This window comes from Terrabacter carboxydivorans, assembly GCF_039532035.1.
Lineage (GTDB): Bacteria > Actinomycetota > Actinomycetes > Actinomycetales > Dermatophilaceae > Terrabacter > Terrabacter carboxydivorans.
In genome coordinates, this window is the sequence record NZ_BAAARE010000020.1 from 1 (window position 1) to 24,945 (window position 24,945).

A 24,945-nucleotide genomic window follows, 5' to 3' on the forward strand; every position below is an offset into this window, starting at 1 on the left:
GCTCCTCGACCAGGTCCATGACGAGCCGGATCGCGCGCTCACGCAGCTCGTCCGGGTACTTCCTCGGTGCTGGCATGACTCCACCCTTTCGCGGGTTGGGAGCCTCCATCAATCCCGGAGCGGTTCAAGGTGGTGGGTCACCGCGGACTCGAGTCTCGTGGAGTGGTCGACATACACGGCCTGCCGGTTGTGGGACCTGCAGACACCTGGGCGGATCTCGGTCAATACGTAGGTCCGGGGCGCCCTGTCGGACTGGACGACCTCATCATGGCAGGTGATGCGGCGGCCAATCTCCTCGGTGACATCTCGCCGCTCAAGAGGGCGATCGAGACCCGGTCCCGCCCGCGCGGGAAAGTGACCTTGACCTTCGCGCTTCCCCGAGTCCGCCTGGGGTCGTGGTCCCCGATGGAGACGCGAAGTCGCCTCATGGTCGTGCGGGCTGGGTTGCCCGAGCCGCGCCACAACGTCGATGTCGTAGGCCGCGGCGGAGAGTGGCTCGGGTGCGGTGACCTCGTTTGGGAGGAGCAACGTGTCGTCGGCGAGTATCTCGGCGTCGAGTTCCACACCCGGCTGAGGGATCGAATCCATGACGGTGTGCGGCGTGACCGAGTGGTCCGCGGGGACTGGATCGTGGTCGAAATCCTCGCGCCCGATGTGTTCGATTCGACTCATCGGGCAGCGAAGCTGAGAGAGCTCGCCGGCCACCTGGGGGTGAGCGCCCACCTGCTGGACGTCATGGCCGCCGAGCCGCAGTTCCTCGCGCCGGCACAGTTCGCGCGGCCCCGACGGCGTCGGGACTGACGTGGCTCGCGACCGTCGACGGATGCGTGCTGTTGAGGTTGGCCTCTCGACGGGTGAGGACTCGCGAAGTTTGGCCTCTCGACGGGTGGGGACCCGCGAAGTTTGGCCTTTCGACGGGGGAGGGGTTGGGGGTACGGGAACGGGCCGGGTCCCCTGTGGGGATCCGGCCCGTCCTGGTCAGGCTGGTGTGGCGCTCAGCCGGTGTACGGCTTGGCGGCGACGATCTTGACGTCGATCGTCTTGCCGTTCGGCGCCTCGTACGACGTGCTCTCGCCCACGCTCTTGCCGTTGATCGCGGCGCCCATGGCGGACTTCTCGGAGAAGACCTGCAGGTCCGAGCCGTCGGCGATCTCGCGGTTGCCGAGCAGGAAGGTCTCCTCGTCGCCGAAGATCTCGACGGTCACGAGCATGCCCGGCTCGACGACACCGTCGTCGGGGGGCGTCTCGCCGATGGTCGCGGTCTGGAGCAGCTCGGTGAGCTGGCGGATGCGGGCCTCCATCTTGCCCTGCTCCTCGCGGGCGGCGTGGTAGCCGCCGTTCTCCTTGAGGTCGCCCTCCTCGCGGGCCTCCTCGATCTTGCGTGCGATCTCGAGGCGACCTTCGCCCGTGAGCTGGTCCAGCTCCGCCTTGAGGCGGTCATGGGCCTCCTGGGTCAGGAAGCCAGCGGCAGTCTCGGTCACGGTTGTCACTCCTTGGATGAACAGCGCCCACGCGGTGCTCCGCGTGGGCGCCTGCACAAAAAGATGGGCCCGGACGGGGATGTCGACAACTCGTATGCCGGTCGGCGACGGGTCCGGACCCTGGATGAAGCATTCAGGATAACAAAATGAACGGCGAAGATGCAGTTCACGCCGCTTTCGGTCCTGAAAAGGCGCAGGTCAGGAGCAGGTCTTGACCTGCCCGGTGACGGCCCGCGACGTGGTGCGCAGGGTGGCCGACTCGGTGGTCGTCTCCTCGGCGCTGGCGACCACGCGCACCGTGCTCGTGCCGACCGGAGAGAAGTCCCGCGCCAGCGCCTCGACCGTGCACGTCATGGCGCGACCGCCGGGCCGGGTGACCTGGAAGTCGACGCGCACCTGCTGGTCGCTGACCACCTTGTAGCCGAGCGTGTCCCACGACGGCTGCCCGAGCGTCGCCGAGAGGCCGAACCAGATCACGAGCGCCACGCCGGCGAGGATGCCGACGGCGCCGACGACCCACCACTTGAGCTGACCGGGGGCTGGGCGGGGCAGGGTCGGGCGGGACGGCATACGGGGTCCTGGCGGTTCGAGCCCGCGCGTCGAAGGGCGCAGGGGAGTGAGAGGATGGCAGTCGGGCCCAGTCTCTCCCATGGCAGCACGCCGGAGGGCAGCGGCCCGGGCGCCGGCAGGCATCGGGAGACCGTGAGCCGCCTGCACCCACCCCAAGACACTCCGGACGAACAGGGAGCCACGTGGCCGAGGGCATGCGTTTGATGGCGGTGCACGCGCACCCCGACGACGAGTCGAGCAAGGGCGCCGCGACGACGGCCAGGTACGTCGCCGCCGGCGCGTCCGTCATGGTCGTCTCCTGCACGGGCGGCGAGCGCGGCGACATCCTCAACGAGAAGCTGAAGGACGACCCGCACATCCTGCGCGACATCGCCCAGGTGCGCCGCGACGAGATGAAGGCCGCCCAGGAGGTGCTCGGCTGCGAGCACACGTGGCTCGGCTTCGTCGACTCCGGCCTGCCCGAGGGTGACCCGCTGCCGCCGCTGCCGGTCGGCTGCTTCGCCCTCGAGGACATCGACGTCACCACCGAGGCGCTTGTGCGGGTCATCCGCGCGTGGCGCCCGCACGTCATGACGACGTACGACGAGAAGGGTGGCTACCCCCACCCCGACCACATCATGTGCCACACGGTGTCGATGGCGGCCTTCGAGGCGGCCGGCGACCCGACGCGCTACCCGCACGCGGGCGAGCCCTGGCAGCCGCTCAAGATCTACTACAACGGCGGCTGGTCCAAACCGCGGCTCGAGGCGATCCACGACGCCATGCTCGCCGAGGGCCTCGAGAGCCCGTATGCCGAGTGGCTGGCCAACTGGAAGCCGCGCCGCTCGGGCCTGCCCACGACGACGATCGCGTGTGGTGAGCACTTCGAGACGCGTGACCGGGCGCTCCTGGCCCATGCGACCCAGGTCGACCCGGACGGTTTCTGGTTCCAGGTGCCGCTCGAGATCCAGCGTCGGGTCTGGGGCGTCGAGGAGTTCGAGGCGGCCCTGTCGTACGTGCCGATCGTCGACGGCGAGGACGACCTCTTCGCCGGTCTCGGCGGCGTCGCCGAGGCGGACGCGCTCGCGACCCGGACCGACCTCGAGCTCGTCCACGACGGTCGCATCACCGAGGAGCCCGAGCCCGAGCCGGAAGAGGCCGAGACGCAGCACGGCCGCGCCCGCGGCGACAGCTCCGAGACGCACGCCGACGAGGACGACAGCGCGCGGGGCTCGGAGAAGGCGAGCGCGAGGTGAGCGGCGGCGGCAATCTCCCGGTCGGGCCCGGCATCTGGGGCTTCATCGCCTTCTTCGTGCTGGCCATCGCGCTGTGGTTCCTCGTGCGCAACATGAACAGCCGCCTTCGCCGGATGGCCTACCGCGACCGCGACCGCGCCGAGGAGTTCGCGGCCAACGCTGACGCCGGCGTCGACCGCTCGAGCCGCGGCAGCGCCCGCACCCCCGCACCCGGCGAGCCGGACCCGTCAGCGGACTCGACCTCGCAGGCCGAGCCGGGCGAGGACCCCGACGCCCGCGGAGGGGCCACGCGTCCCTGAGACCCGGGCACACGGCATACGCCATCGACGGATGACGAACGCCCCGGCAGAACCTGCCGGGGCGTTCGTCATGTCACGGGGACGCTCAGGTGGCGGCCTGGTAGCCGATCACGGCGAGCATCACCGCGGTGAAGTGCGTGAGGAAACCGCCGAGGGTGAAGGCGTGGAAGACCTCGTGGAACCCGAACCAGCGGGGCCACGGGTTGGGCCGCTTCGTGCCGTAGACGATGCCGCCGGCGGTGTAGAGCAGGCCGCCCAGGCCGATGAGCGAGCCGATGAGCGGACCGCCCTGGCGCCAGAACGGCACGACGTAGAAGACCGCCGCCCAGCCGAGCGCCAGGTAGAGCGCGGTGTAGAGCCAGCGCGGCGCGCTGACCCAGAAGACGCGGAAGAGCACCCCGGCCACGGCAGCGCCCCAGATGACCGACAGCAGCAGCCGGGCCTGGCCGGTCGGCAGCAGGGTCACCGCGAACGGCGTGTAGGTGCCGGCGATGATGAGGTAGATGTTCGAGTGGTCGAAGCGCTTGAGCAGCCCGGACATCTTCGGGCCCCACGTGCCCCGGTGGTAGACGGCGGAGACGCCGAAGAGCAGGGCCGCGCTGATCGTGAAGACGATCGAGGCGGTGCGCACGGCCCCGGGGTCGGAGACGAGCACGAGCGCGAGGCCCCCGAGGACGGCGACGGGGAACATCGCCAGGTGCAGCCAGCCGCGCAGGCGGGGCTTGACGGTCGCGACGAGGTCGGCGACCGGAGCGCTCGCGTTCGCCTCGGTGCTCGCCTCGGTGCTCGGGAATGGGGTGGCCTCGTGGGTCGGCTCGAGGGGGCTGCTCATGGGCCCGAGTGTAACCTACGCAACCGTAGGTTACGGAAGCGTAGGTTCGGGTCTTCCCGACCGCCGCGGGCGCTCGGAGGGCGAGGGGTACGGTGGGACCGCGGCTCTCCCGGGCTGCCCAGACCTGACCGGCGATGACACGAGCGAGTCGACGAGGAGGCCCCGTGGGGTGGCGCGATGTGGTCTACGGCGCATACGAGCGCCGAGTCCTCAAGGACCTCCCCAAGGAGGCGCTCCCGCGCCACGTGGCCGTCATGCTCGACGGCAACCGCCGCTGGGCCAAGGCGCGCGGCGCCGGCACGGCGAGCGGCCACCAGGCGGGCGCCGACAAGATCGAGGAGCTGCTCGAGTGGTGCCGTGACGCGGGCGTCGAGTACGTCACGCTCTGGCTGCTCTCGACCGACAACCTGCGCCGCGCCGAGGAGGAGCTCGCGCCCCTCCTGAAGATCATCGAGACCGCCGTCGCCGACCTCGCCGAGTCCGGCAACTGGCGTCTCAAGATCGTCGGGGCGCTCGACCTGCTGCCCCCCGAGACGGCCGCGAGCCTCAGCGCCTCCGCCGAGCGCACCAAGGACGTCGAGGGCATGACGGTCAACGTCGCCGTCGGCTACGGCGGCCGCCGCGAGATCGCCGACGCCGTCCGGGACCTGCTCCTCGCCCGCGCCGCCGACGGCGAGTCGATCGAGCAGATCGCCGCCGGGCTGACCGTCGAGGACATCGCCGAGCACCTCTACACCAAGGGCCAGCCCGACCCGGACCTCGTCATCCGGACGTCGGGCGAGCAGCGGCTCGGCGGCTTCCTGCTGTGGCAGAGCGCGACGTCCGAGTTCTACTTCTGCGAGGCCTACTGGCCCGACTTCCGCCACGTCGACTTCCTCCGTGCCCTGAGGGCGTATGCCGGTCGGCACCGTCGCTTCGGTGGCTGAGCGGGCATAGGGGAGTCCTCCCCATTGTCCGGGTTGGCCCGGTTGCGTAGGTTGCGGGTGGGTCGACGTGCCGGGGCCCGTCCGGGCCGGCACACGAGAGCGGCGACGACGTCAGGGGAGCAGCACAGATGGCGATCTACAAGAAGGGTGCCGACCCGGTGGCCCTGCGGGCCTCGGCCGAGCGCATCACCGGTCACGCCCGCGAGTGCGACACCGTCAAGGGTGAGGCGAGCCGCGCGGTGCACGCCCTCAAGGGCCAGTGGGGCGGCGGCGACCTCGACCACCTGATGAGCCGGTGGCCCCCGATCGAGGCACAGCTCACGCAGTTCGGCACCGACCTCGGCAAGCTCGCCGAGGCGCTGCGCCGCAACGCAGGTGCCCAGGACACGACGAGCGGCCAGGGCGCCGGCGGTTCCGGCGGCAACGGGGGAGCGGGCGGCACCGGTGGTCCCGGCAACAGCGGCATCCCCGGCTACGACCTCCTCAAGTCGCTCTGGACCCCGATCAAGGGGCTCGGCACCGCCGTCGGCCTGCTCGGCACGAGCATGAAGGTCAGGAACTTCCTGTCCAACCTCGGCAGCTGGGACAGCACCACCGGCGTGTTCGCCAACCTCAAGAACGCGTGGAAGACCGGCCGGCTGGCCGAGTTCGGCGAGGCGCTGGCACCGAAGAACTGGGGCACGCTGTCCCGCTTCCTGCCCTCCCTGACCGAGGGCGGGGCACTGGCCCGCAGCCTGGGCACCGTGGGCAAGGCGCTCGGCCCGATCGGGGTCGCGTTCGGTGGCTTCACGGTGGCCAACGACATCTCCGAGGGTCACTACGGCCGCGCCGGCTACGACTCGGTCATGACCGGCCTGGGCGCCGCCGCCCTGATGACGCCGCCTCCGGTCGACGTCGTCTGCGGCATCGCCGCCGGCGGCATGGCCGTGGGGCAGCTCGTCTACGACAACTGGGACACCATCACCGACTTCACGTCGAACGCCGCCGATGCCGTCGGTGACTTCACGTCCGACGCGGTCGACGCGGTCGGTGACTTCGCCTCCGGCGCCGCCGACACCCTGGGCGACGTCGCCGATGCCGCGTGGCCCTTCTGACCCGCAGCGGCGACCCGAGGAGGCGACGACCTGCAGGGGCGCCGGCCCTTCGGGAGGCGGGAAGCCGGGCCGCCCGGCATCGTTGGAACCAGGACCTGAGACCGTGAACCGCACGACGTGCCCGACCGCGAACGACCGAGGAGAACCATGGCTGACCCGATGAAGGGCACCCCGCTCGAGGGTTTCGAGCTGCCCGACGACGTCTTCGGGCTGGGGGCCGCCGAGCTCGCCTACCTGATGGCCCGCCACGAGACGCCCGCCGGCGAGCGCTCGCGACGCCTGCTCATGCTCGACCCGCGGTCGGCCGACGACGCCGCCCTGCTCGCCGGGGCCTCCAGCCTCGCGTCGCGCGGCTGGCTCACCGTGACCGACGACGGCGAGGCGCAGACCCGCTCCAACGCCGCCCTGGTCGAGTACGCCGTGGGCGCGGCCACCCGCTGGACCCGCGTCGGGCTCGTCGGTGAGAACGCCAGCCAGATGGACTTCGCGGTGCTCGTCGAGTCCGACACCGTCATCGCGCTCATGCAGCCCCGCCAGCTCGCCTCGTGGTTCATCCGCCTCGGCGAGCGCAACGGCGCGACCGGGGCACTCGTCACCGGGCTCGTGCAGGAGCGGTTCGCCGCCAACCCAGAGTCCGGTGTCTTCCTCGAGGTGCAGACGCTCGAGGGCAGCTCCAACCTCGCCGTCCGGCGGGCCGGTTCGGGGTTCGAGGCCCTGGCCGACGTCGCCGGCCCGGGCACCGGCACCGGCGGGATCGTCGATGCCGACGGCCTGCAGGGTGCGGTCTCGGACCTCTACGCCGAGGCGGTCAGCGCATGAGCACCCCGACCCCCCGCGCGACCGGACCGGCCGGCGCCACGCCGCCGAAGGAGCCCTTCTCCTACGTCAGCCAGCAGCGTGGGCTGCTGACGCTGAAGATCCGCGAACCGGCCCTGATGTTCGTCTTCTTCCTCGCCTTCGCCGTCGTCGGCGTCGTCTTCTTCTTCATGGTCAAGAAGGGCGCCGACCAGGGCGCCGAGGGAGCGATGGGCGTGGCCTACCTCATCCTCGCCATCTTCGCGGGGCTCGGCGTCATCGGGATGGCCATCGCCGCCGCCCGCTGGCGCTGGAAGCGCGAGTACGTCCGCGTCATGGGCCGCTCGCCCTGGGCGTGACCAGCGACCCGCCGCCCTACGCCTGGCTCGAGGACCCCACCCGGCCGTACGGCCCGGTGGGCGTCCGCACGACGATGGTGCTCGGCGGCGTGCTCGCCGGCATCGGCCTGTTCTCGCTGTCGTATGCCGTGTTCGTCGGTCCCGACGCGAGGCCGGCCAGGTCGGTGGCCGGGATCGCCCTGCTGACGGGGTCTCGGCGCCGTTGAGCCCAGCGAGCCCGCGCAGCCCGGCGAGCCCGGCGGAGCCCGGCGAAGCCGGCTGACGTCGACCGGCTCCTCGTCGGCGCTCGACGTCGATCCGGGCCGACCCGACGCGGCCCGGCGACCGCTGCGTTACGCCCGTGTGAACACTCGGGCGACACGACGACACGAGGGCCGTCAATCCCCGCCGGGGTCACTTTTGGGTCGTACCGTCGACCCAACGGCCGACACCCGTCGGACGTTGCCAGGAGGCCCACCCATGGAGCGATCGCTCAGGACGGAGGGCCGGGCACGACGCCACCCTCTGGTGGCCGCCCGGCATCTCGGGAGCGATTAGGCGCGCGAAGCGCGCCGCGTAGGGAGTGGCACATGGCACGTACGACCCGTCAGGTCACGTCGGACCCCGCCAGCACGACTGCCAGCACGACCACCAAGCCGGCCGCGGCCTCCACACGCGCCACCACACGCACGACGGCTCGCCAGCGCGAGCCCGAGCACAAGACGTACGTCCTCGACACGTCGGTGCTGCTGTCCGACCCGCGGGCGATGCTCCGGTTCGCCGAGCACGAGGTCGTCCTTCCGGTCGTCGTCGTCACCGAGCTCGAGGGCAAGCGTCACCACCCGGAGCTCGGCTACTTCGCCCGCCAGGCCCTGCGCCTGCTCGACGACCTGCGGGTCAGCGAGGGCCGTCTGGACAAGCCGGTGGCCGTCGGCACCGACGGCGGCACCCTGCGCGTCGAGCTCAACCACACCGACCCGTCGTCGCTGCCGGCGGGCTTCCGCCTCGGCGACAACGACACCCGAATCCTGGCGGTCGCCCGCAACCTGGCCAACGAGGGCGCCGACGTGACCATCGTGTCCAAGGACCTCCCGATGCGGGTCAAGGCGTCGGCGTGCGGTCTCGAGGCGGAGGAGTACCGCCACGAGCAGGGCGTCGACTCCGGGTGGACCGGCATGCAGGAGCTCGAGGTCAGCTCCGAGGAGCTCGACCAGCTCTACGACCGCGGACGCATCGAGCACGCCGGCGCCGCCGAGCTGCCCTGCCACACCGGTCTCGTCCTGCTCTCGCCGCGGGGAAGCGGTCTGGGGCGGGTCGGGGCCGACAAGCAGATCCGGCTGGTCCGCGGTGACCGGGACGCGTTCGGCCTGCACGGTCGCAGCGCCGAGCAGCGCATCGCCCTCGACCTGCTCCTCGACCCCGACGTCGGCATCCTCAGCCTCGGTGGCCGGGCCGGCACGGGCAAGTCCGCCCTCGCCCTGTGCGCCGGCCTCGAGTCGGTCATGGAGCGCCGGATCCAGCGCAAGGTACTCGTCTTCCGGCCGCTCTTCGCCGTCGGCGGCCAGGAGCTGGGCTACCTGCCCGGCACCGAGGCGGAGAAGATGAACCCATGGGGCCAGGCGGTCTTCGACACCCTGAGCGCCCTCGTCTCGACCGAGGTCGTCGAGGAGATCATGGACCGCGGCCTGCTCGAGGTCCTGCCCCTGACGCACATCCGCGGCCGGTCCCTGCACGACGCGTTCGTCATCGTCGACGAGGCCCAGTCGCTCGAGCGCAACGTGCTGCTCACGGTCCTGAGCCGCATCGGCCAGAACAGCAAGGTCGTGCTCACCCACGACGTCGCCCAGCGCGACAACCTCCGGGTGGGTCGGCACGACGGCGTGGCCGCGGTCATCGAGAAGCTCAAGGGGCACCCGCTCTTCGCCCACGTCACGCTGACCCGGAGCGAGCGCAGCCCGATCGCGGCGCTCGTCACCGACATGCTCGAAGGCATCGATGTGACCTGAGTCACACTGCTCACGGCGTCCCCGAGCACGGTTCTCGGGGACGCTGTGCGCTGGGCCACGTGATCCGCGGCCCTCGGCGGTCTCAGGGGTGGACGCCGATTTGCACCTGTTACGGTCGGCTGGCACCGTGTCTGGTTGAAAGATCTCGGAACGATAACGCTCACCTCGGGGTGTGAGCGCCTCGGGCCGGGATCGCGTACTCACGTCGGGCGCAGCCGTCGACGGGCTCCCGCCCGAAGACGTCCGCGCCGGCGAACCCCCGAAACCCAGGAAGGCGTGACGTCTGTTCATGGCACGGTATGAAGGCCGGCATCGCAACGCACCGGTCCCCTCGACCGCTCCGCGTCCGAACCCCACCCCCTCCCCGGTGCGGTCCGGCACGGCCAGGCGCGAGGAGGTCCCGGCGGTCCCACACGACTCGCGTCCGGTGACCCCGGGCGCCCGTCGGGCCCTCGACTCCACCCGCGCCATCCCCGTCGTCAAGGCGGCCGCCGAGCGCCCGCACACGACGCGCAGCAGCCGCCACACCAAGCCGACGTCGCGCAAGCGTCACGTCGGGCGCCCGATCCTCGCGGGAGCCCTGGCGCTCGGCCTCGGCGCGTCGGGCTTCGCCTACGCCAAGGCCACCAACCTCATCGGCGCCGACGCGGCCGCGTTCGTCGTCGGCAGCGGCGTCGTCGCCCAGACGGACGAGCTCGCCCGCGCCGCGACGGTCGACACGACCTACCGCGCCGCCGCCTCGGTCTCCCGCAACGAGCGACGCACCGCCATCGCGGCCACCGGCCTGCGCACGGCCAAGGAGCTCGAGGCCAAGAAGAAGCAGGAGGCCGCCAAGCAGGCCGAGCTGGCCCGCCAGGCCGCCGCCAAGGCCAAGCGCGACCAGGAGCGCCAGCAGGTCATCGACAACGCGCAGAGCGACCCGCAGTCGGCCGCGCGCATCCTCATGGCCGACCACGGCTGGACGAGCGACGCGCAGTACAACTGCCTCGTCAACCTGTGGACGGGCGAGAGCGGCTGGCGCTGGTCCGCCGAGAACGCCAGCTCCGGCGCCTACGGCATCCCGCAGTCCCTGCCGGCGAGCAAGATGTCGCAGTTCGGTGCCGACTACCGCACCAACCCGCTGACCCAGATCAAGTGGGGCCTCTGGTACATCGAGATGTCCTACGGCAACCCGTGCAACGCGTGGTCGACCTGGCAGGCGCGCTCGCCGCACTGGTACTGACCTGACCGGTCGTATGCCGTGTGGCGCGTTCCCCGGGGAGCGCGCCACACGGCATACGTGCTCCCAGGCGTCCCCTGACGCCTCGCTCGGGCTCAGATCTTGCGCAGCCGTACCCGGCGGACCTCGTGGTTGTCGCCCTTGGACAGCACGAGGCTCGCGCGCGAGCGCGTCGGCAGGATGTTCTCGACGAGGTTCGGCCCGTTGATCTCCCGCCAGATCCGGTTGGCGGTCGCGACGGCCTCCTCGTCGGAGAGCACGGCGTAGCGGTGGAAGTAGGAGTCGGGGTCGGAGAACGCGGTCTCGCGCAGGCGCAGGAAGCGCTCGACGTACCACTTGCGCACGTCGTCGACCCACGCGTCGACGTAGACGGAGAAGTCGAAGAAGTCGCTGACGGCCAGGCCCGTCCCGCGCACGGGGTGCACCTGCGGCGCCTGCAGCACGTTGAGGCCCTCGACGATGAGCACGTCGGGCTGGCGCACGACGATGCGCTCCCCGGGCACGATGTCGTAGGTCAGGTGCGAGTAGACGGGTGCCGTGACCTCGGCGCGTCCCGACTTGATCTCGGCGACGAAGCGCAGCAGGGCGCGGCGGTCGTAGGACTCCGGGAATCCCTTGCGCTGCAGGAGCCCCCGCTCCTCGAGCTCGGCGTTGGGCAGCAGGAAGCCGTCGGTCGTGACGAGCGCGACGCGCGGGGTGTCGGGCCAGCGGGCGAGCATCTCGCGCAGGATGCGGGCGGTCGTGGACTTGCCGACGGCCACGGACCCCGCCACCCCGATGACGAAGGGCGTCTTGGCCGGGCGCTCGCCGAGGAAGTCGCTCGTCACCTGGTGCAGCTGCCGGGTGGCCCCGACGTAGAAGTTGAGCAGGCGCGACAGGGGGAGGTAGACCTCCTCCACCTCGTTGAGGTCGACCCGGTCACCGAGGCCGCGCAGGCGGGCGAGGTCGGCGTCGTCGAGGTTGAGCGGGTGGTTCTCGCGCAGGCGGGACCACGCGGCCCGGTCGAACTCGACGTAGGGCGACGGGATCACGGTGCCGTTGGTGGCGGTGCTCCCGCCGGCGCCGTTCCCGTCGATACCGCTGGATGGCTCCGACACGGGGGCCATTCTTGCGGACACCACGGCCCGGGGTGGCGTTGGCCCCTCCTGCGTTCCCCTAGGCTGGTTCTCATGTGTGGAATCGTGGGTTACGTCGGGCGGTCCAACGACGGGACGGCGCTCGACGTCGTCATGGAGGGCCTCGCCCGCCTTGAGTACCGCGGCTACGACTCGGCCGGCGTGGCGCTCCTGGACGGCGACCACGTCGAGACCCGCAAGAAGTCGGGCAAGCTCGCCAACCTCGTCGCCGAGCTCGAGACGGCCCCGCTCCCGGCGTCGACGACCGGCATCGGCCACACCCGTTGGGCCACCCACGGAGGACCGACCGACCAGAACGCCCACCCGCACCGCGGCGGCAAGGACGGCAAGCTCGCCCTCATCCACAACGGGATCATCGAGAACTTCCACGCCCTGAAGCAGGGCCTGCTCGCCGACGGCGTCGAGTTCACGAGCGAGACCGACACCGAGGTCGTCGCGCACCTCGTCGCGGCGGCCTACGACCGCGAGCACGACCTGACGGCCGCGATGCGGGCCGTCGTCGCCGACCTCGAGGGTGCCTTCACGCTCCTGGCGATCCACGCCGACCAGCCCGGCGTCGTCGTCGGCGCCCGCCGCAACAGCCCGCTCGTCGTCGGCCTCGGTGACGACGCCAACTACCTCGGCTCCGACGTCGCGGCCTTCATCGGCCACACCCGCCACGCGCTCGAGCTCGCCCAGGACCAGATCGTCACGATCACGCCCGACGGCGCCTCCGTCATCAACTTCGACGGCACGCCCGCCGAGGGCAAGGCCTACGAGGTCACGTGGGACGCCGCGGCCGCCGAGAAGGGTGGCTACGCGACGTTCATGGAGAAGGAGATCCACGACCAGCCGCACGCGGTGGCCGACACGCTGCTCGGCCGCACCGATGCCGACGGACGCCTCGTGCTCGACGAGATGAGCATCTCCGAGGAGCAGCTCAAGGCCGTCGACCGGATCACCATCGTCGCGTGCGGCACCGCCGCCTACGCCGGCATGGTCGCGAAGTACGCCATCGAGCACTGGACCCGCATCCCCGTCGAGGTCGCCCTCGCGCACGAGTTCCGCTACTGCGACCCGATCGTCAACGAGCGCACGCTCGTGGTCTCGATCAGCCAGTCCGGCGAGACGATGGACACCCTGATGGCCGTCAAGCACGCCCGCGAGCTCGGCGCCATCACGGTCTCGGTGTGCAACACGCACGGGTCGACCATCCCGCGCGAGTCCGACGCCGTCCTCTACACCCACGCCGGCCCGGAGATCGCCGTCGCCTCGACGAAGGCCTTCCTCGCCCAGATCACAGCCTGCTACGTGCTCGGCCTCTACCTCGCGCAGCTGCGTGGGGGCTCCTACGCGGACGACGCGCAGTCGGTCATGAAGGAGCTGGGCGGCGTCCCGGCCAAGATCGAGGCCCTCCTCGGCCAGATGGGCCGGGTCAAGGAGATCGCGAAGTTCATGGCCGACACCCGCTCGGTCCTCTTCCTCGGCCGCCACGTCGGCTACCCGATCGCCATGGAGGGCGCCCTCAAGCTCAAGGAACTCGCCTACATCCACGCCGAGGGCTTCGCGGCCGGCGAGCTCAAGCACGGCCCGATCGCGCTCATCGAGCCGGGCCAGCCGGTCTTCGTCGTCGTGCCGTCGCCGACGAGCGAGCACGGGCTGCACGGCAAGGTCGTCAGCAACATCCAGGAGATCCGCGCCCGCGGCGCCCGCACCCTCGTCATCGCCGAGGAGGGCGACGAGGCCGTCGTGCCGTTCGCCGACGAGGTCATCCGGGTGCCTGCGACGTCGCCGCTGCTGGCTCCGCTGCTGACCGTCGTGCCGCTCCAGGTCTTCGCCCTCTGGCTCTCCACGGCCAAGGGCCTCGACGTCGACCAGCCGCGCAACCTCGCCAAGTCGGTCACGGTCGAGTGACGTGATCGTCGGGGTCGGGATCGACGTCGTGGACATCGGGCGTTTCGAGGCCACCCTCGAGCGCACCCCGGCGCTGCGCGAGCGGCTCTTCACGATCGAGGAGCGCCACCTCGGCATCGCCTCCCTCGCCGCGCGGTTCGCCGCCAAGGAGGCGCTGGCCAAGTCGCTCGGCGCCCCCGTCGGCCTGCACTGGACCGACGCCCAGGTCGTGACCAACGACGACGGGCGTCCCTCGCTCGAGATCGGCGGCACGGTGCTGGCGCGGGCCAACGACCTCGGCGTGGACTCCTTCCACGTCTCCCTGTCGCACGACGCGGGTGTCGCGTCTGCCGTCGTCATCGCGGAGGGCTGATGATCCGGGCACACGCCGTCGAGACCGTCCGGGCGGCCGAGGCCGCCGCCATGGCGCAGCTGCCGGACGGTGAGCTCATGTCGCGCGCCGCGCTCGGCCTGGCCGAGGTCGCCGTTGCCCGCCTCGCCGACACCGAGGGCACGACCGTCGTCGGCCTCGTCGGCGCCGGCGACAACGGCGGGGACACCTTGTATGCCGTCGCCCACCTCGCCGAGTCGGGCTTCGCCTGCGCCGTGGTGCTGGTGCCGACGTCCGGCCGTTCCGGGGTGCACGCCGCCGGGCTCGAGGCCGCCGAGGCGGCCGGGGTCATGGTCCACGTGGCGGCGGACGACGGGTCCGCCGCGGCCGACGTCGTCGCCGAGGCCGACCTCGTGCTCGACGGGATCGTCGGCATCGGCGGCCGGCCGGGCCTGCGTCCCGAGGCTGCGCGACTCGTCGACGCCGTCGACGACGACGCGTGGGTCATCGCTGTCGACCTCGCCAGCGGGCTCGACCCCGCGGGAGAGGAGGGCGAGGACGACGCGGTCTGGGCCGACGAGACCGTCACCTTCGGCACCCCCAAGCCGGTCCACCTGCTGCCGGCGGGCGAGGCCGCCACGGGGCGGCTCACCGTCGTCGACATCGGCATCGACGTCGACGAGGCGCCCGCCGCGGTCGAGCGGCTGACCTGGGACGACGTCGTCGCCCTGTGGCCGGTCCCTGGCAGCGGCGACGACAAGTACTCCCGCGGCGTGCTCGGCGTGGTCGCCGGCAGCGAGGCCTATCCCGGTGCCGCGGTGCTCTGCACGACCTCGGCCGCCGAGGCCGGCGTGGGCATGCTCCGCTACGTCGGCACTCCCACGCCCGTCGGCCTCGTGCACCAGGCGGTGCCCGAGGCGGTCGTGGGCGACGGGCGCGTCCAGGCCTGGGTCGTCGGCCCCGGCCTCGACACCGACGCCGACGACACTCACGGCCGTACGCAGCTCGACGCTGCGCGAGCCGCCCTCGAGAGCGACCTGCCCGTCGTCGTCGACGCCGGAGGACTGGCCCTCGTCGAGGGTCGGCGTGCGGCGCCGACCGTCCTGACGCCCCACGCCGGCGAGCTCGCGCGGCTGCTGACCCGCCTCGAGGGCGCTGCGGAGGGGACCGATGACGCACCTTCGGCTGGTTCCGGGTCAGGCCCGAGCACGGACGACGCCCGAAGCTCCGTCAACCGTCCCGCGGGCGGGACGGCCGGCGGGCAGCAGGGCGCCGGCTCAGCTTCGCCGAGCACGGCCGGTGACGAGCTGCCAGCCCGTGGTCCCGGCCACGGCTCCGTCACGGCCGACGACGTCAAGGGCGACCCGCTCGGGCACGGCCGCCGCCTCGTCGCCCTGACCGGCGCCACCGTGCTGCTCAAGGGCGCGACGACGCTCGTCGTCACTGACGGCGAGCCGGTGCGCTCCCAGGCCGACGCACCGCCCTGGCTCGCCACCGCGGGTGCCGGCGACGTGCTCTCCGGGGTCATCGGCGCCCTGCTCGCGGCCGGTCTCACGCCCCACGACGCGGCCTCGCTCGGCGCGCTCGTGCACGGCGTGACGGCTGACCGGGTCTCCGGCGGCGGCCCGCTGCGGGCGCTCGCGGTGGCCCACGGCATACGACCGACCGTGCGTGACCTGCTGGCGCGCGGACGGTCCGCTCCGAGCTGACCCGGCCCCGCGGCGACCACGGTCGCAACGCCCCGTTCCCGGACAGCCCTGACGAACTGCGAGACTGCACGCATGAGCCAGATCGACGCCTCTGACGCCGACCGGACCGCGACCCCCGCCCCGGACACCCACGGCCTGACCGTGTGGGCCGAGATCGACCTCGCGGCGCTCGAGGCCAACGTGCGCACGCTGCGGGCCCTCGCCCCGACGTCCGAGTTCATGGCCGTCGTCAAGGCCGACGCCTACGGCCACGGGCTGCTCCCGGTCGCTCGCGCGGCCGTGCGGGGCGGCGCGACGTGGCTCGGCGTCGCCCAGTTCGCCGAGGCGTTCGCGCTGCGCGACGCCGGTCTGACGACGCGCCTGCTCACCTGGCTCAGCGTCCCCGGTGCCGACTTCGCCGGCGCCGTGCGGCGTGACATCGACCTCTCCGCGTCCGCGCCCTGGGTGCTCGACGAGATCGCCGCGGCGGCCTCGGCCCTGGGCCGCACGGCCCGCGTCCACCTCAAGGTCGACACCGGGCTGGGCCGGGGCGGCGCCTACGGCCCCGACTGGACGACGCTCGTGCAGCACGCCCGCCACGTCGAGGCCGAGGGCTCGGTCACGGTCGTCGGCATCTGGACCCACTTCGCGCACGCGGACTCGCCCGAGCACCCCACGGTCCTCGCGCAGCAGGAGCGCTTCTTCGAGGCCGTCGCCGAGGCGGAGCAGGCGGGGCTGCGGCCCGAGGTGCGCCACCTCGCCAACTCGGCCGCGACCCTCGTGCACCCGTCGGCGCACGCCGACCTCGTGCGACCCGGCATCGCGATGTACGGCCTGACGCCGGTGCCGCAGGTCGACGACGACTTCGGCCTGCGCCCCGTCATGACGCTGCGGGCTCGGCTCGCGCTCGTCAAGGCGCTGCCGGCAGGCCAGGGCATCAGCTACGGCCACGCCTACGTGCCCGACGTCGACACCGTCGTCGGTCTCGTCCCGGCCGGCTACGCCGACGGCGTGCCGCGCAACGCCACCAACGTCGGCCCCCTGCTCGTCGACGGCCGGCGCACCACGATCGCGGGGCGGGTGTGCATGGACCAGTTCGTCGTCGACCTCGGGCCCGGCTCGCAGGCCCGCGCGGGCGACGTCGTCACGCTCTTCGGCGGCGCCCCCGGCGAGCCGACCGCCCAGGACTGGGCCGACGCGACCGACACCATCAGCTACGAGATCGTCACCAGGCTCGGCGCCCGGGTGCCGAGGCTCTACGTCGGCGCTCCGGGGGACGACGCATGAGCGCGCGCCGCAACCCCGTCATCGGCATCGCCGCCGCCACCCTCGGGGTCGCGGCCGGCGTCGCAGCGGGCATCGCCGCCGACCGGGCCGGCAAGCACCGCGCGGCCATGGAGGCCCTCGAGACGCCCGAGCTGCTCGACATCACGCCCGACGAGGAGCACGTCGTGCTCACCGACGACGGCGTCCCGCTCCACGCCGAGATCGACCTGCCGGCCCCCGCGGCCGCCCGCGAGGCCGCCGACGGCACCACCCGGCACGACCGCCCCGACGAGCTCCCGACCGTCGTGCTGACCCACGGCTACTGCCTCAGCCTGCGCTGCTGGGTCTACCAGCGTCGGGCGCTCAAGGAGGCCGGCTACCGCGTCGTCAGCTGGGACCAGCGTGGCCACGGCCGCTCCGGTCGCGGCGACAAGGACAGCTACACCATCGACCGCCTCGGTCAGGACCTCCACACCGTCATCGACCAGCTCGTGCCCGAGGGCGACATCGTCCTCGTCGGGCACTCGATGGGAGGCATGACGATGCTGGCGCTGGGGGAGCAGCAGCCCCGCTTCGTCGTCGAGCGCGTCGTCGGTGCCGGATTCGTCGCCACGAGTCCCGGCGGCATCATGCTCGCCAACGGCGGTCGCGTCGCCACGCTCGGCCGGCTCATGCTCGAGCGGCTCGGCCCCGGCGTCCTCGGACCCCTCAGCCACCGGCCGGACCTGTTCACCCGGATCCGCCGCGTCGGCCGCGACATCGAGCACTTCATGGTCGAGCAGAACTCGTTCGCCTCACCCGTGCCCCGGTCGGTCGTGCGCTACACCGCCGACATCCTGCTCAGCACCCCGCTCGACGTCATCAACGACTACCTCCAGACGTTCGACGGCTTCGACAAGCGGCCCGCGCTGCTCGAGTTCCGGCACGCCGTGGTCCTCGTCTTCAACGGCCGCGACGACATCCTCACCCCGCCCACGCACAGCGAGCTCATCGTCGAGGGCATCCCCGGCGCCGAGCACATCGTCGTCAACGACGCCGGGCACGTCATCATGCTCGAGCACCCCGACCTGCTCAACGCCCACCTCGTCCAGCTCGTCGACCAGTCCGCCCGGGCGCGCGCCGAGCAGATCGAGGTCGACAAGCAGCCCCGCGTGCGCCGCATCGTCACCGACGTCGCCAAGAACCGTCGCCAGCGGCGCCTCGAGAAGGAGGCCTCCGAGCTCGCCCGTGCGCGCCGGGGCAAGCAGACCCGGCCCAAGGGGGCATGAGCGACGTGGAGCGCGAGCTGAGCTGGGCCACCACCGACGACACCCAGGCCTTCGGCCGGCGTCTCGGGGCGCTCCTGCGCGGCGGTGACGTCCTCGTCCTCACCGGCGACCTCGGCGCAGGCAAGACGACGCTGACCCAGGGCATCGCCGAGGGGCTCGGGGTGCGGGGCCCGATCACGTCACCGACGTTCGTCATCGCCCGCGTGCACCCTTCGGTCGTCGGCGGGCCCGCGCTCGTCCACGTAGACGCCTACCGCCTCGGGAGCGCCCTCGAGCTCGACGACCTCGACCTCGACGCCGACCTCGACGCGAGCGTGACCATCGTCGAGTGGGGTGCGGGACTCGCCGAGCAGCTGAGCGACGAGCGCCTGGAGATGACGATCACGGGCGAGGACGTGCGCACGGCTCACCTCGTCGGGGTCGGCGACCGCTGGGACGACGTCCTCGACGCCGTCGCGCCCACGAGCTGACGCCACCCGGCGCCCGGGGCCACGCGGCTGACCCCGCGCGGACTTCGCGCGGACGTCGCGTCCGCTCCAGCCCGGGCACGCGGCACACGACCTCGGGTTCGGGGAGCCCGCTCGTGCTCGGATAGCCTGACCGTCGTGCTCCTGCTCGCGATCGACACCTCCACGACCGCCATCACCGTCGGCCTGCACGACGGCTCCTCGGTGGTCGCGGAGTCCACGACCCTCGACGCACGCGCGCACGCCGAGCACCTCGCCCCCAACATCCGCGCCGCGCTGGCGTCCGCCGGCGCCGAGCCGGGCGACGTCACCGACGTCGTCGTCGGCATCGGTCCCGGACCGTTCACGGGGCTGCGCGTCGGCATCGTCACCGGCCGCACCTTCGCCTTCGCCCTCGGGCTGCCCGTGCGCGGCCTGACGAGCCTCGACGCGATCGCCCACGAGGCCTGGCTGGAGGGGCGCCGCGGCGACCTGCTCGTCGCCACCGACGCCCGCCGCAAGGAGGTGTATGCCGCCGCCTACGTCCTCGGGGACGAGCGCGTCGACCGCGTGGCCGAGCCCGTCGTGTCGCGTGCCGCCGACCTGCCCGCCGAGCTGCGGGCGCTGCCCACCGCGGGGCGAGGGCCGTCGCTCTACGCCGACGCGCTGCCCGGTGCCGTGGCGCCCCTCGACGTCAGCGGGGGAGTGCTCGCCGACCTCGCGGCCTGCCGTCTGCACGAGAGCCCACCGGTGCCGGACGCCGAGCTGCAGCGCGTCGACCCGGGCCACGGCTTCGACGGGCTCGAGCCCCTCTATCTCCGGCGTCCGGATGCGGCGCCCGCCCCGCCGTCGAAGAAGTCGACGCTCGGATGACCGTGGCACAGCCGGAGGCCGCCGCTCCCGCTGAGGTCGTGCTGCGCGACCTCGAGTGGACGGACCTCGCGCACCTGGCGGAGCTCGAGCAGCGGCTCTTTGCCGACGACGCGTGGAACCAGGCCAGCTGGTGGAGCGAGCTGGCCGGGCGACCCCGCCGCGACTACGTCGTCGCCGTGACGCCCGAGGGGACGATCAGCGGGTATGCCGGTCTCGACGTCTCGGGAGGCGTCGCCGACGTCATGACCATCGCCACGGCGCCCCACCACCAGGGCCGCGGCATCGGACGGGTGCTGCTGAGCGAGCTCGTCCGGCGCGCCACGGCACACGGCGTCGAGGCCCTGCTCCTCGAGGTGCGGGCCGACAACGACGCGGCCCGTCGCCTCTACGACCGCGCCGGCTTCGAGGTCATCTCGGTGCGGCGCCGCTACTACCAACCCGGCGATGTGGACGCGCTCGTCATGCGCCTGCTCGTCACGAAGGGACACGCATGATCGACGAGCCCCTCGTCCTCGGCATCGAGACGTCCTGCGACGAGACCGGCGTCGGCATCGTCCGCGGGCAGACGCTGCTCGTCGACACCGTCGCGAGCAGCGTCGAGGAGCACGCGCGCTTCGGCGGCGTCGTGCCCGAGGTCGCGAGCCGAGCCCACCTCGAGGCGATGGTCCCGACCATCGAGCGCGCCTGCCGCGAGGCCGGCGTGCAGCTGCGCGACCTCGACGCCATCTCCGTGACGTCCGGCCCCGGCCTGGCCGGCGCACTCCTCGTCGGGGTCGCGTCGGCGAAGGCGCTCGCCCTCGCCCTCGGCAAGCCGATCTACGGCGTCAACCACCTCGCCTCGCACGTCGCCGTCGACATCGTCGAGCACGGCCCGCTGCCCGAGCCCACCATGGCGATGCTCGTCTCCGGCGGCCACTCCTCGCTGCTGCTCGTCCCCGACGTCACCAACGACGTGCGCTCGCTCGGCGCGACGATGGACGACGCCGCCGGCGAGGCCTTCGACAAGGTCGCGCGCGTCCTCGGACTGCCGTTCCCCGGAGGGCCGCACGTGGATCGCGCTGCGCGAGAAGGCAACCGGATCGCCATCGACTTCCCGCGTGGCCTCACGACGGGCCGCGACATGGAGCGTCACCGATTCGACTTCTCCTTCTCCGGGCTCAAGACGGCCGTTGCGCGCTGGGTCGAGACCCGTCAGCGCGCCGGCGAGACCGTGCCCGTCGCGGACGTCGCGGCGAGCTTCCAGGAGGCCGTCGTCGACGTGCTCACCCGCAAGGCGCTGCTGGCATGCAAGGAGCACGACGTCGACCACCTGCTGATCGGTGGCGGCGTCGCGGCCAACTCCCGCCTGCGAGCGCTCGCCCAGGAGCGGTGCGACAAGGCCGGCGTGACCCTCCGCGTCCCGCGGCCCGGGCTCTGCACCGACAACGGCGCGATGGTGGCGGCGCTCGGGGCGCAGATGGTGGCCAAGGGGCGCGAGCCGAGCGACCTCGGTCTTCCTACGGACTCGTCGATGCCGGTGACTCTGGTTCAGGCTTAGGTCGTTTCAGGCCCGCGTGGCTGGGGTCGTCGGGCGCGCGCACACCCTCGCGGCGTGGAGCGTCAGCCGGCCCTACCAGCCCACCCTTGCTCGCGTACGCCGGTTGCCGGCTGCCGATGCCGCTCGGGCGCCCGCGCGCCCTCCTTCTCGACCCAGCGCTCGGCTCTCGTCCTGGCTGGGTGTCACCCGGCCCCGACGTGAAGCTGCCTCCTCCCGCTTCGTCCGCTCACACCTGAAGTGGTCGGGGTTCGGTGGGGGCTGGCGCCCGGGAGGTCGGGGGTGTCGGTGGGGGCTGGCGCCCGGGAGGTCGGGGGTGTCGGTGGGGGCTGGTGACTGTCACGTGTCCGGGTGCTGAGGGCAACCCGACGGGTGGTCAGCGGCAGTGGGCTAGGCCCATACGCAGCTTGAGGTCGACGACTCGGGTGGCGGCTGCTTCGACCTGCTTGGCGAAGGTGGGGCTCGACTTCATCCTGGTGGTGATGGCGTCGTGCATGAGGGGGACGGTGCTGGGGCGCGCGGTCAGGGTGATGTCCCCGCCGGCCTCGATGAAGCGGGTGGCCCGCTGGCCGACCGGCACGGCGGCCACGGCCTTGGCCGCGCCCACGTCGTCGGTGATGACGACCCCGCCGTAGGAGAGCCGGTCGCGCAGCAGGCCGGTGACGATCGGCCGGGAGAAGACGGCGTTGGTGCCGGGGTCGATGCGGCTGTAGATCGCCGACCCCACCATGACGAGCTCGACGCCGTCCTGGATGCCGGTCCGGAACGGCCGAAGGTAGGGGTCGTCCACCGTCGTCGTCCCGTCCGTGATGCCGCGGGCCGTGACGTCCGTGTTGCCGGTGATCCGCCCGATGCCGGGGAAGTGCTTGACCGTGCCCGCCACGCCTCCGGCCCTCATGCCGGCGAGGAAGGCGCCGACCATCCGGGACACCCGCTCGGGGTTGCTCGAGAACTGCCGGTCGTACTGTCCGATCGGCCCGTTGGCCCGACCGATCGACGTCGGGACCGTGTCGGCGACCGGCGCGAGGTTGACGTTGATGCCCGCCGCCCGCAGCTGGTTGGCCCAGCGGGTCGCGTCGGCGGTCAGGGCGCCCGGCGAGCCCTGGTCCTGGACGCGGGCGGACGGCATACGGCTGAAGCCGTCGCCCTTCAGCTGCTGGACCGCGCCACCCTCCTGGTCGGCGGCGACGAGCAGGCCCAGGCCCGCGGTGTCCTCCGACGACGCGAGGGCCGACAGGTGACGGGTCGTCGCGCGCACGCCGTCGATGCCGCCGGTCCAGCCACCGAGCAGGATGACCCCGCCCAGGTGCCGGCGCGCCACGAGCGCGTCGAGACTGGTGCGGCCCGCTCGGCTGCCGAGGCCCACCATGAGCAGCTGTCCCGCGCGTTCGTCGGCGCCCATGCGAGCGACGATCGCCGGCGCGCACGAGGTCGGCGTCGCGGGCTTCGTCTGGGTCGGAACGGGCGTCGAGGTGGTGGCCGACGGCGTGGCGCCCGTGGGCGTGCTCGTCGGCGCGCTCGTCGGTGGGGTCGACGTCGCGACGGACGAGGGCGTCGGGGACGTCGCCGTCGCGGACGGTCCGGCGGTGGGCGGCGCGGACGAGCAGGCCGCCGCGACCATCGTCACGGTCGCGGCCAGGACGGTCCAGCCCACCGCGGACGAGGGTCGTCGGCTCTGGCTCGTGCGCATCGTTCGAGCCTATCCCGGTTGCGTGGCAGTCATCTTCGTCGTGCTCGCCCTCGCGGGCCGACGACGGTCGAGCAGGTACGTTTCCGCTGTGACGACTGAACCCACTCCCGTCGTGCTCGACGTCGACACCGGTGTCGACGACGCGTGCGCGCTGCTCCTCGCCGCCCTGCACCCGGCCCTCGACCTGCGCGCCGTCTCGTGCGTCGGCGGCAACGCCTCCGTCGACGACGTCGTGCGCAACACGCTGCTCGTGCTCGAGACGGCCGGCCGCACCGACGTGCCGGTCGCCCGGGGCGCCGAACGCCCCCTGCTCGAGGTGCCGGTCGATGCACGGCACGTGCACGGCGACGACGGCATGGGCGACCTCGGCTGGGGCCCGGCCGCCGCCACCGTCGACCGCCGCCACGCGGTCGAGCTGCTGCGCGACGTGTGTCGCGAGGCCGCCGAGGCCGAACGGCCGGTCGTGCTCGTCCCGCTCGCGCCACTCACCAACATCGCACTCCTGCTCCGGACCTATCCCGATGCGGCACAAGGCATCTCGGAGATCGTCTTCATGGGTGGAGCCGCCGACGTCGGCAACGCGACGGCCTCTGCGGAGTTCAACGTCTTCCACGACCCGGAGGCCGCCGCCATCGTCCTCGACGCCGCGGCCGACCTGGGCATCCCCGTCACGATGTACGGCCTCGACGTCTTCTACGAGCCGGTCGTCGGGGCCGACGTGGTCGAGCAGCTGGTCGCCGTCGGTGGTCGCGGGCCTGCCGAGCTCGGCGGGCGGTTGCTCGCCTTCCAGAACGCTCGCTTCGACCGTGAGGCGTCCACGATCGGCGACGCCGGAGCCGTCTGCGCCGTCATCGACCGATCCGGCCTCACGACCGAGACGCTGCCGCTGCGGGTGGAGCTCGCGGGCACGTGGTCGCGCGGCCGCACCATCGTCGACCGGCGGGACTGGAGCGGCGACATGGCCCACGACCCGCACGGCGAGGCGCCGGTCCGCCTCGAGGTGGCCCTCGGCGTCGACGGGCCGCGCTACGCCCGTCTGTGGGCCGACACCCTCCTCGGGCACGTGGGGGAGCGCTGATGGGTCGGGTCGCCGTTCTCGGCTCGCTCAACGTCGACGTCGTGACCCTCGTGGAGCGGCACCCGTCGCCCGGCGAGACGGTGCTCGGCCGGGCCGGTGGCCGGTTCGCGGGCGGCAAGGGCGGCAACCAGGCGGCGGCCGCGGCGCGCGCCGGGGCGAGCGTCCGGATGCTCGCGCGCGTGGGGGATGACGACGCCGGGGTCGCGTATGCCGCCCGCCTCCGCGCGCTCGGGATCGACGTGTCCGCAGTGTCGACCAGTGCCGGCGCCCCGACGGGGACCGCGCTCATCACCGTCGACGAGCACGGCGAGAACTCGATCATCGTCGTCGCCGGCGCCAACGCCGAGGCGGACCCGTCGTTCGCGCGCGAGGCCGCCCGGCTCGGGCCCGGGGACGTGCTGCTCTGCTCGCTCGAGGTCGACCTCGGGGCCGTCGCCGACGCCGCCCGCGCCGCGCACGCAGCCGGAGCCCGGGTCGTCATCAACCTCGCGCCGTATGCCGGCCTGCCGCCCGACGTCATAGCCCTCGCCGACCCGGTCGTGGTCAACGAGACCGAGATGCGCCAGCTCGCCGACTCCGACCTGCTGCCGCAGTCGCTGCTGGTCACCTTCGGGGCAGCCGGGGCACGGTGGGGCACCGACGGCGTCGACGGCATACCCGTGGCGTCCGGCGAGGTGGGCGACACCGTCGGCGCCGGGGACGCGTTCTGCGGGGCGCTCGCCGCGGCGCTCGCGAGCGGCGCCGACCCCCAGGCCGCCCTCGAGGTCGCCAACGCGGCCGGTGCCGCCGCCGTGCGCTGGGTCGGTGCCCAGCCCGACGCCGCCCTCTGACGCCCACCACGACGCAACCCACCGAGCAGTCGTCGACGCACCCCGCCCCCAGCCGGGTGCGTCGACGACTGCTCGTGTTGCGGACGGGTGTGTGCCTTTTGGGTTACGTAACGCGTGAGTTACGCTTCGTCAGGTGAG

General features: G+C 72.6%; 26 protein-coding genes. 21 read left to right on the forward strand and 5 right to left on the reverse strand.

The window, feature by feature from the left end; all coding sequences use genetic code 11:
- Positions 1-267 precede the first annotated feature (267 nt).
- Positions 268-801 carry a hypothetical protein gene (locus ABD297_RS18790; protein ID WP_344256619.1) on the forward strand — a complete coding sequence of 178 codons (534 nt, stop codon included), beginning with the start codon at positions 268-270 and terminating at the stop codon, positions 799-801.
- A gap of 194 nt (positions 802-995) precedes the next feature.
- Here the strand turns inward: ABD297_RS18790 and greA are convergent, their stop codons facing one another.
- Both greA and ABD297_RS18800 read right to left on the reverse strand, forming a co-directional pair.
- Positions 996-1,481: a transcription elongation factor GreA gene (gene greA, locus ABD297_RS18795; protein WP_344256621.1), complete on the reverse strand. Its 486-nt coding sequence runs from the start codon at positions 1,479-1,481 to the stop codon at positions 996-998.
- Between the two features lie 198 nt (positions 1,482-1,679).
- A complete protein-coding gene (locus tag ABD297_RS18800; protein ID WP_344256622.1) occupies positions 1,680-2,051 on the reverse strand; it encodes a DUF4307 domain-containing protein in 372 nt (123 codons plus the stop codon).
- A gap of 182 nt (positions 2,052-2,233) precedes the next feature.
- On the opposite strand from ABD297_RS18800, the gene mca reads away from it, so the two are divergent.
- On the forward strand, positions 2,234-3,286 hold the full coding sequence (mca, locus tag ABD297_RS18805) for a mycothiol conjugate amidase Mca (RefSeq protein WP_344256623.1): 1,053 nt from the start codon (positions 2,234-2,236) through the stop codon (positions 3,284-3,286).
- Positions 3,283-3,585, forward strand: coding sequence for a hypothetical protein (locus ABD297_RS18810; RefSeq protein ID WP_344256624.1), 303 nt, complete (start codon positions 3,283-3,285; stop codon positions 3,583-3,585). The genes mca and ABD297_RS18810 overlap by 4 nt, the downstream gene beginning before the upstream one ends.
- Before the next feature lie 85 nt (positions 3,586-3,670).
- On the opposite strand, the gene trhA is transcribed toward ABD297_RS18810, so the two are convergent.
- The gene (gene trhA, locus ABD297_RS18815) at positions 3,671-4,417 is read right to left on the reverse strand and encodes a PAQR family membrane homeostasis protein TrhA (protein WP_344256625.1); all 747 of its coding nucleotides are present in this window, start codon (positions 4,415-4,417) and stop codon (positions 3,671-3,673) included.
- A gap of 134 nt (positions 4,418-4,551) precedes the next feature.
- Here trhA and ABD297_RS18820 point away from each other — a divergent pair, with 134 nt between their 5' ends.
- The 7 genes from ABD297_RS18820 (at position 4,552) to ABD297_RS18850 (ending at position 10,798) form a co-directional block, all read left to right on the forward strand.
- The gene (locus ABD297_RS18820; RefSeq protein ID WP_425581196.1) at positions 4,552-5,343 is read left to right on the forward strand and encodes an isoprenyl transferase; all 792 of its coding nucleotides are present in this window, start codon (positions 4,552-4,554) and stop codon (positions 5,341-5,343) included.
- Positions 5,344-5,471: 128 nt separating this feature from the next.
- Positions 5,472-6,437 carry a hypothetical protein gene (locus tag ABD297_RS18825; protein ID WP_344256627.1) on the forward strand — a complete coding sequence of 322 codons (966 nt, stop codon included), beginning with the start codon at positions 5,472-5,474 and terminating at the stop codon, positions 6,435-6,437.
- Positions 6,438-6,584: 147 nt separating this feature from the next.
- Positions 6,585-7,256, forward strand: a complete 672-nt coding sequence (locus tag ABD297_RS18830; protein ID WP_344256628.1) for a hypothetical protein — start codon at positions 6,585-6,587, stop codon at positions 7,254-7,256.
- Positions 7,253-7,591: a hypothetical protein gene (locus ABD297_RS18835; protein WP_344256629.1), complete on the forward strand. Its 339-nt coding sequence runs from the start codon at positions 7,253-7,255 to the stop codon at positions 7,589-7,591. The genes ABD297_RS18830 and ABD297_RS18835 overlap by 4 nt, the downstream gene beginning before the upstream one ends.
- On the forward strand, positions 7,588-7,797 hold the full coding sequence (locus ABD297_RS18840) for a hypothetical protein (protein WP_344256630.1): 210 nt from the start codon (positions 7,588-7,590) through the stop codon (positions 7,795-7,797). The genes ABD297_RS18835 and ABD297_RS18840 overlap by 4 nt, the downstream gene beginning before the upstream one ends.
- A gap of 540 nt (positions 7,798-8,337) precedes the next feature.
- Complete coding sequence (gene phoH2, locus ABD297_RS18845) at positions 8,338-9,576, forward strand: RNA 5'-3' helicase PhoH2 (protein ID WP_425581198.1); 1,239 nt, start codon at positions 8,338-8,340, stop codon at positions 9,574-9,576.
- A 427-nt stretch (positions 9,577-10,003) separates the two neighbouring features.
- Positions 10,004-10,798 carry an aggregation-promoting factor C-terminal-like domain-containing protein gene (locus tag ABD297_RS18850; RefSeq protein WP_344256632.1) on the forward strand — a complete coding sequence of 265 codons (795 nt, stop codon included), beginning with the start codon at positions 10,004-10,006 and terminating at the stop codon, positions 10,796-10,798.
- A gap of 92 nt (positions 10,799-10,890) precedes the next feature.
- Here ABD297_RS18850 and coaA read toward each other — a convergent pair whose 3' ends face one another.
- Entirely contained in the window at positions 10,891-11,901 is a 1,011-nt protein-coding gene (gene coaA / locus ABD297_RS18855; RefSeq protein WP_344256633.1) for a type I pantothenate kinase, read from the reverse strand.
- A 63-nt stretch (positions 11,902-11,964) separates the two neighbouring features.
- Between coaA and glmS the strand changes: the two genes are divergently transcribed.
- From glmS to tsaD, 9 genes are all read left to right on the forward strand, one after another.
- A complete protein-coding gene (glmS, locus tag ABD297_RS18860) occupies positions 11,965-13,824 on the forward strand; it encodes a glutamine--fructose-6-phosphate transaminase (isomerizing) (protein WP_344256634.1) in 1,860 nt (619 codons plus the stop codon).
- Between the two features lies 1 nt (position 13,825).
- On the forward strand, positions 13,826-14,176 hold the full coding sequence (locus ABD297_RS18865) for a holo-ACP synthase (RefSeq protein ID WP_344256635.1): 351 nt from the start codon (positions 13,826-13,828) through the stop codon (positions 14,174-14,176).
- Positions 14,176-15,843: an NAD(P)H-hydrate dehydratase gene (locus ABD297_RS18870; protein WP_344256636.1), complete on the forward strand. Its 1,668-nt coding sequence runs from the start codon at positions 14,176-14,178 to the stop codon at positions 15,841-15,843. Before ABD297_RS18865 ends, ABD297_RS18870 begins: the two co-directional genes overlap by 1 nt.
- A gap of 72 nt (positions 15,844-15,915) precedes the next feature.
- Positions 15,916-17,109 carry an alanine racemase gene (gene alr, locus ABD297_RS18875; RefSeq protein ID WP_344256637.1) on the forward strand — a complete coding sequence of 398 codons (1,194 nt, stop codon included), beginning with the start codon at positions 15,916-15,918 and terminating at the stop codon, positions 17,107-17,109.
- On the forward strand, positions 17,106-18,356 hold the full coding sequence (locus tag ABD297_RS18880) for an alpha/beta fold hydrolase (protein WP_344256638.1): 1,251 nt from the start codon (positions 17,106-17,108) through the stop codon (positions 18,354-18,356). Before alr ends, ABD297_RS18880 begins: the two co-directional genes overlap by 4 nt.
- The gene (gene tsaE, locus ABD297_RS18885; RefSeq protein ID WP_344256639.1) at positions 18,353-18,826 is read left to right on the forward strand and encodes a tRNA (adenosine(37)-N6)-threonylcarbamoyltransferase complex ATPase subunit type 1 TsaE; all 474 of its coding nucleotides are present in this window, start codon (positions 18,353-18,355) and stop codon (positions 18,824-18,826) included. The genes ABD297_RS18880 and tsaE overlap by 4 nt, the downstream gene beginning before the upstream one ends.
- A 135-nt stretch (positions 18,827-18,961) precedes the next feature.
- Positions 18,962-19,675, forward strand: coding sequence for a tRNA (adenosine(37)-N6)-threonylcarbamoyltransferase complex dimerization subunit type 1 TsaB (gene tsaB / locus ABD297_RS18890; protein WP_344256640.1), 714 nt, complete (start codon positions 18,962-18,964; stop codon positions 19,673-19,675).
- A complete protein-coding gene (gene rimI, locus ABD297_RS18895) occupies positions 19,672-20,169 on the forward strand; it encodes a ribosomal protein S18-alanine N-acetyltransferase (protein ID WP_344256641.1) in 498 nt (165 codons plus the stop codon). The genes tsaB and rimI overlap by 4 nt, the downstream gene beginning before the upstream one ends.
- Positions 20,166-21,212 carry a tRNA (adenosine(37)-N6)-threonylcarbamoyltransferase complex transferase subunit TsaD gene (tsaD, locus tag ABD297_RS18900; protein ID WP_344256642.1) on the forward strand — a complete coding sequence of 349 codons (1,047 nt, stop codon included), beginning with the start codon at positions 20,166-20,168 and terminating at the stop codon, positions 21,210-21,212. The genes rimI and tsaD overlap by 4 nt, the downstream gene beginning before the upstream one ends.
- A 373-nt stretch (positions 21,213-21,585) precedes the next feature.
- Here tsaD and ABD297_RS18905 read toward each other — a convergent pair whose 3' ends face one another.
- Positions 21,586-22,611: a glycoside hydrolase family 3 N-terminal domain-containing protein gene (locus ABD297_RS18905; protein WP_344256643.1), complete on the reverse strand. Its 1,026-nt coding sequence runs from the start codon at positions 22,609-22,611 to the stop codon at positions 21,586-21,588.
- Between ABD297_RS18905 and ABD297_RS18910 the strand changes: the two genes are divergently transcribed.
- The gene (locus ABD297_RS18910) at positions 22,610-23,977 is read left to right on the forward strand and encodes a nucleoside hydrolase (protein WP_344256644.1); all 1,368 of its coding nucleotides are present in this window, start codon (positions 22,610-22,612) and stop codon (positions 23,975-23,977) included. The genes ABD297_RS18905 and ABD297_RS18910 overlap by 2 nt on opposite strands.
- A complete protein-coding gene (locus tag ABD297_RS18915; RefSeq protein WP_344256645.1) occupies positions 23,977-24,807 on the forward strand; it encodes a PfkB family carbohydrate kinase in 831 nt (276 codons plus the stop codon). Before ABD297_RS18910 ends, ABD297_RS18915 begins: the two co-directional genes overlap by 1 nt.
- Positions 24,808-24,945: the final 138 nt, after the last annotated feature.

Coding starts and splice junctions, on each gene's coding strand:
- ABD297_RS18790 (WP_344256619.1), top strand. CDS start 268: ATGGCAGGTGATGCGGCGGCCAATCTCCTCGGTGACATCTCGCCGCTC.
- ABD297_RS18800 (WP_344256622.1), bottom strand. CDS start 2,051: ATGCCGTCCCGCCCGACCCTGCCCCGCCCAGCCCCCGGTCAGCTCAAG.
- trhA (WP_344256625.1), bottom strand. CDS start 4,417: ATGAGCAGCCCCCTCGAGCCGACCCACGAGGCCACCCCATTCCCGAGC.
- ABD297_RS18820 (WP_425581196.1), top strand. CDS start 4,552: ATGACACGAGCGAGTCGACGAGGAGGCCCCGTGGGGTGGCGCGATGTG.
- ABD297_RS18825 (WP_344256627.1), top strand. CDS start 5,472: ATGGCGATCTACAAGAAGGGTGCCGACCCGGTGGCCCTGCGGGCCTCG.
- ABD297_RS18830 (WP_344256628.1), top strand. CDS start 6,585: ATGGCTGACCCGATGAAGGGCACCCCGCTCGAGGGTTTCGAGCTGCCC.
- ABD297_RS18835 (WP_344256629.1), top strand. CDS start 7,253: ATGAGCACCCCGACCCCCCGCGCGACCGGACCGGCCGGCGCCACGCCG.
- phoH2 (WP_425581198.1), top strand. CDS start 8,338: ATGCTCCGGTTCGCCGAGCACGAGGTCGTCCTTCCGGTCGTCGTCGTC.
- coaA (WP_344256633.1), bottom strand. CDS start 11,901: ATGGCCCCCGTGTCGGAGCCATCCAGCGGTATCGACGGGAACGGCGCC.
- glmS (WP_344256634.1), top strand. CDS start 11,965: ATGTGTGGAATCGTGGGTTACGTCGGGCGGTCCAACGACGGGACGGCG.
- ABD297_RS18870 (WP_344256636.1), top strand. CDS start 14,176: ATGATCCGGGCACACGCCGTCGAGACCGTCCGGGCGGCCGAGGCCGCC.
- alr (WP_344256637.1), top strand. CDS start 15,916: ATGAGCCAGATCGACGCCTCTGACGCCGACCGGACCGCGACCCCCGCC.
- ABD297_RS18880 (WP_344256638.1), top strand. CDS start 17,106: ATGAGCGCGCGCCGCAACCCCGTCATCGGCATCGCCGCCGCCACCCTC.
- tsaE (WP_344256639.1), top strand. CDS start 18,353: ATGAGCGACGTGGAGCGCGAGCTGAGCTGGGCCACCACCGACGACACC.
- rimI (WP_344256641.1), top strand. CDS start 19,672: ATGACCGTGGCACAGCCGGAGGCCGCCGCTCCCGCTGAGGTCGTGCTG.
- tsaD (WP_344256642.1), top strand. CDS start 20,166: ATGATCGACGAGCCCCTCGTCCTCGGCATCGAGACGTCCTGCGACGAG.
- ABD297_RS18910 (WP_344256644.1), top strand. CDS start 22,610: ATGCGAGCGACGATCGCCGGCGCGCACGAGGTCGGCGTCGCGGGCTTC.
- ABD297_RS18905 (WP_344256643.1), bottom strand. CDS start 22,611: ATGGGCGCCGACGAACGCGCGGGACAGCTGCTCATGGTGGGCCTCGGC.
- ABD297_RS18915 (WP_344256645.1), top strand. CDS start 23,977: ATGGGTCGGGTCGCCGTTCTCGGCTCGCTCAACGTCGACGTCGTGACC.